Consider the following 5,028-nt stretch of genomic DNA (forward strand, 5'->3'; position numbering starts at 1 on the left):
CGCCGCGCGGACGCCCCGCCCCGCTCCAGCCCCGCGTGGGGCTGCCGGGCGGGCGCCGGCGGGGGGGGGGGCGGGGGCGCCCGGCGCCACCTACACGGCCGCCGCCACCGCGTCGGCCACCTTGTGCATGGTGTTGGTGCAGATCAGCACCATGTCGGCCCCGGCACTCTGCACCGCGCGGGCAGCGTCGGCCAGAACATCGCCGGCTTCCTCCCAGCGGCCTTCCGTCTGGAGCCGCTCGATCTCGGCGAAATCGACCGAGTAGAGCACGCACCGCGCCGAGTGCAGCCCGCCCAGCCGGTCCCGGGTGTACTCGTTGATCAGCCGGTAGTACTCCGCCGTCGACTCCCAGCTCATGCCGCCGATGAGCCCGATCGTCCTCACTGCCGCCGTCCTTTCCTCGGTCAATCGTGCGTTTTCCCTTGACGGAACATACCGGGGCCGCCAAGGGTGTCATTCACCTTCTTGACAACGTTGTCGATCGCGGACGCATCGTACGGCAGCCCTGCTGAGCCGCCCTGCGACCGCCGCGAGCACCCCCTGAGGAGAACCACCGTGGGCCCGACCTCCCTTCCCCTCGGCCGCCGCCGACTGCTCCAGATCCTCGGCGCGTCCGGAGCCGTGGCCGCGCTGCCGCTGAGCGCGGGCTCACCGTCCGCGGCCGCGTCTCCGCTCGCAGAGGCGGGCGGGAGCGGCGCGGAGGACGATGTCGCCGCCACGTACTACCGGGTCCTGCTGCGGCACACCCGCTGGTCCGAGACGCAGTGGGACGAGTCCCGGGGCATCTACACCGACAAGTTCTTCGGCTTCGCGGTGGTGCTCGGCCACGCCGTGCTGCTGACACGTGGCAGCTACGACGCGGAGCTGGCCGGGGTGGACCGCGACACGCTCAAGCGGCGGACCCTGGCGACGTTGCGGCACTTCGCCGCCTCCAACCGGCTGACCGGCGGCACGCAGTGGGGCCGCACCCTCTTCTTCGACACCACGTTCCAGTCGTACTTCGTGCTGGCCGCCCGGCTGCTCTGGGACGAACTGGACGCACCTACCCGCTCCCTGGTGGATACCATCGTCCGGGAGCAGGCGGCGTACACGCATGCCCTGGGCACCGGCGACGACCCGGCCTCCGGGTCCTGGACACCGAACGGCCTGACGGGCGGACATGTCGGTGACACCAAGCTGGAAGAGATGGGCATCTACGCCCAGGCGCTGGCCCCCGCGCTGGCCTGGGCCCCGGACGACCGGCGACGCCCCGAGTGGGCGGCCGACTACGGCGCCTGGTCGCGCAACGAGGCCGGGCTGCCGGAGGCCGACCTCGCCAACCCGGCCCGCGTGGACGGCGTGCCGGTGGCCCGTAACATCGCCCGGAACGTCTACGACTCGTTCATCGTCGAGAACCACGGCTCCTTCGGCCCGCACTACCAGGCGGAGCTGTGGCGGACCTCGGGGCGCAACGCGGCGCACTTCCTGGCCGCCGGGGAGCCGCTGCCCGAGGTGCTGACCCGGCAGCCGAACGCCGGGCCGCTGTGGCGGACCCTGCTGGGGGTGATGTCGGACGCGGGTGAGCCGCTGATGCCGATGGTGAACGACCGCGAGCACCTCTACGGCCGGGACGTGATCCCGCTGGCGTTCCTGTCCCGGGTGATGGGCGACCGGGCGGCGGCCCGCGCGGAAGTGGAGCTGGCGGCGCGGCTGGAGGCGTACCAGGCGTACCCGCCGGAGCACCGGCTGGCGAAGTTCTCCGGTGAGCCGAAGTACGAGCCGGAGGCCCGCGCCGAACTGGCCATCAGCTACCTGCTGCACGTGTGGCCCGGGGCGGGGCGGCCCGTCGTGCCGCTGTCGCAGCGGGAGCTGTTCGCGTACGCATCCGGAGTGACGGACTTCGGGGAGGGGCCCGGCCTGGTATCGCACCAGTCCCCCGCCGCCTGGGCCGGTGCGGTGTCCAAGCCGAAGTTCGTGAAGTTCGCCTGGCAGCCGGGCCACGACGACTGGCTGTTCCGGATCAGCGGCGCCACACCGATGTTCCTGCCGTCGACGGCCGTGGAGGTCACCGGCCGCTCGGTGCGTACGCACACCCGGCTGCGCGACGGGTTCGACGGGAGCGCGACGCTGCTGCGGCTGAAGGACGGCTTCGCGGGCTTCACCACGCTGCCCACCGGCGCGGTGGTCCACGCCGTCGAAGGACCGGACACCGCAGGCGGTCGGCTGGAGGTGCACAACCTCACCATGCCGGGCGTGGCGGGCCTGGACGGCGAGCGGACGTACCGCTTCGCCGAGGGGTCGGCGACGGTCGCGTCCCGGGACTCGTCCGGCGGCTCGACGGGCCGCGTCGACGAGCTGTCGTTCGACCGTACGACGGTCCGGCACCTGCGGATCCAGGGCGTGACGCCCGATCCGGCGTACGGCTACTCGCTGTTCGCCGTGGAGGCCCGGGACGGGGCCGCCGCGCCCGACCTCGCGCGCGGCGGCCGGGCCACCGCGTCCTCGTCCGCACCGGGCAGGGGGCCGGAGCTGGCCGTGGACGGGGACGGCACGACCCGCTGGGCGGTGTCCACCGCCGACCGGCCGCGTCCCGACAGCTGGCTCGCCGTGGACCTCGGGGAGCCCCGTGCCCTGGACCGGGTCACCCTGCGCTGGGAGAGCGCGGCGGGCCGGAGCTACCTGGTGCAGGGCTCGGACGACGGCGAGCGGTGGACGGACCTGGCGAGCGGGCCCGTGCCTGCGCTGCGCAGCGAGGGCGGCTGGCTGGACGTGGACGGCCGTGCGGGGCTGCTGGTACGCGGCGGGCGCGGCCCGCTGGCGGTGTACGGGGACACGGTCGTGCTGGCGGAGGGCGGCGGCACGGGCCCGCTGCTCGTGGAGGGCCACTGCGGGGTGTCCGCCGCCGAGCTGCGCGAACTCGCCCGTCGGCCGGCGCCCACGGCCGGGGACGAGAAGGTGCGGGCGGCGGTGACGGACGGTCACCTGAGCCTGTTCAACCTGTCGGACCGGGCGGTGCGTACCCCGGTCGCCCTGGTGCAGGAGGGCCGCCGCCGGGAGGTGTACGAGGGCGAGCAGACGGTGACCCGGGACGGGCTGCGGTACGAGGCGCGGCTGGAGGCGGCTTCGGCAATGCTGCTGCCGCCCTGGTTCACGCTGGTCCCGCTGTCGGGCCGGTCGCTGCCGAACGGGCTGCGGGTGGAGGTCGTGGACGCCGCCACGGTGCGCCTGACCGGGCCGGTCTGCCGGGTGCGGGTCGAGGCGCAGGGGCACAGCACGGTGGCGGTGGTGCGGCCGGGCCGGGGCATCGAGGTCACGGTGCGCGGGGCACAGGCGTACCCGACGACGGACCTCGCCCTGGGCCGGGCCGTGTTCCCGAACGCGCCGCTGCCGACGGGGATGTCGGAGCCGTCGGCGGCGGTCGACGGTGACCCGGACACGGTGTGGCGGCCGGGACGCGACGGCCGCCTGGTCGTGGACCTCGGGGCGCGGCGGGCGGTGCGCCGGGTGGAGGCCGAGTGGTCGGCCGGGCGGACCACGGACCTGTCCGTGGAATTCAGTGACGACGGGATCCGCTACCGCCGGGCGGGCGCGCTCACCGGTCATGGCCGGGTGCGGAGTCTGCGGGCCACGGGCTCCCCGCGCTATGTGGCGCTGCGGGTGTCGGGCACCCCGGAGGGGCGCGGTGGTCTCGTGCGGCTGTCGGTCCGCTGACGGGCGTCACCGAACACCGCAGCCGTCCGATTGCCCTTCTGTGAGCGTTCTGACCAGAGCCCGACATCAGGAGCGCTCAGAAGCATCGGTTTTTGTCACAAGGGTTGACATGAGCATTGGTATGAACCAATGTCCTGCACCAGGTCGGTGGCCACCGATGTCCCCCTCGTTCGCGAACTCCCCCCACGCACCTGGAGATTCACCGTGGACCGGACACATCGCAAGAAGCGCAGCGCCAAGTTCCTGGGCGGCAGTGCCGCCCTCGCCCTCGCCGCCGGCGGGCTCATGGCGGCCACCGCTCTCGGCGGTAGCGCAGGCGCGGCCGAGAGCGGGCAGGCCCGTGCGGCCGTACCCGCACACGCCGTCACCGGCTACTGGCAGAACTTCGACAACGGCGCAACAGTCCAGAAGCTGGGCGACGTCCAGGACGGCTACGACATCATCGCGGTCGCCTTCGCCGACGCCACCGGCACCGACGGTCAGATCGAGTTCAACCTCGACCCGGCGCTCGGCTACGCGTCCGAGGACGACTTCAAGGCCGACATCGCCGCCAAGCAGGAGGCCGGCAAGTCCGTCATCATCTCCGTCGGCGGCGAGCTCGGGAACGTGACGGTCGACGACGCCGATTCGGCGCAGCAGTTCGCCGACAGCACGTACGCCCTCATGGAGGAGTACGGCTTCGACGGCGTCGACATCGACCTGGAGCACGGCATCAACGCCCAGTACATGGGCGAGGCGCTGAAGTCGCTGTCCGAGAAGGCAGGCGGCGACCTGGTCCTCACCATGGCGCCGCAGACGATCGACATGCAGAGCACCAGCACCGAGTACTTCAAGCTGGCGCTCGACGTGAAGGACATCCTCACCGTCGTCAACATGCAGTACTACAACAGCGGTTCGATGGCCGGCTGCGACGGCAACGTCTACGCCCAGGGCACGGTCGACTTCTTGACCGCCCTGGCCTGCATCCAGTTGGAGAACGGCCTCGATGCCGACCAGGTCGGCATCGGCACCCCCGCCTCCGCCAAGGGCGCCGGCTCCGGCTACGTCGACCCGGCGATCGTGAACAACGCCCTCGACTGCCTGACCAGGGGGGAGAACTGCGGCGAGTTCAAGCCCGAGAAGACCTACCCGGGGCTGCGCGGCGCCATGACCTGGTCCACCAACTGGGACGCGTCGAACGGCGACGCCTGGGTCAACAGCGTGGCGCCGCACGTCCACGAACTCCCGTAGCCCGGCCCCGCCCCCCTCGCCCTTCGAGCCAGGCCCCCCGGGTTTAGGGGGGCCCGCGCCCCGGGGGGTAGGGGCCCAAAGCCCCCCCCCCCCCGGGGGGGCGGGGGG

Annotated in this window: 2 protein-coding genes and 1 pseudogene; 2 read left to right on the forward strand and 1 reads right to left on the reverse strand. The window is 72.9% G+C overall.

Annotated features, from left to right (window positions below; all coding sequences use genetic code 11):
* Positions 1–93 precede the first annotated feature (93 nt).
* A pseudogene (locus JS521_RS33700) lies at positions 94–384 on the reverse strand (aspartate/glutamate racemase family protein); the annotation flags it as partial.
* Positions 385–555: 171 nt separating this feature from the next.
* Between JS521_RS33700 and JS521_RS33705 the strand changes: the two are divergent.
* Positions 556–3,690 (forward strand): discoidin domain-containing protein, encoded by a 3,135-nt coding sequence (locus tag JS521_RS33705; protein ID WP_205086690.1) that lies wholly within the window; start codon positions 556–558, stop codon positions 3,688–3,690.
* A gap of 204 nt (positions 3,691–3,894) precedes the next feature.
* Positions 3,895–4,920, forward strand: coding sequence for a chitinase (locus JS521_RS33710; RefSeq protein ID WP_205086691.1), 1,026 nt, complete (start codon positions 3,895–3,897; stop codon positions 4,918–4,920).
* Positions 4,921–5,028: the final 108 nt, after the last annotated feature.

It is taken from the genome of Streptomyces durocortorensis (assembly GCF_016901035.1).
Classification (GTDB): Bacteria; Actinomycetota; Actinomycetes; order Streptomycetales; family Streptomycetaceae; genus Streptomyces; species Streptomyces durocortorensis.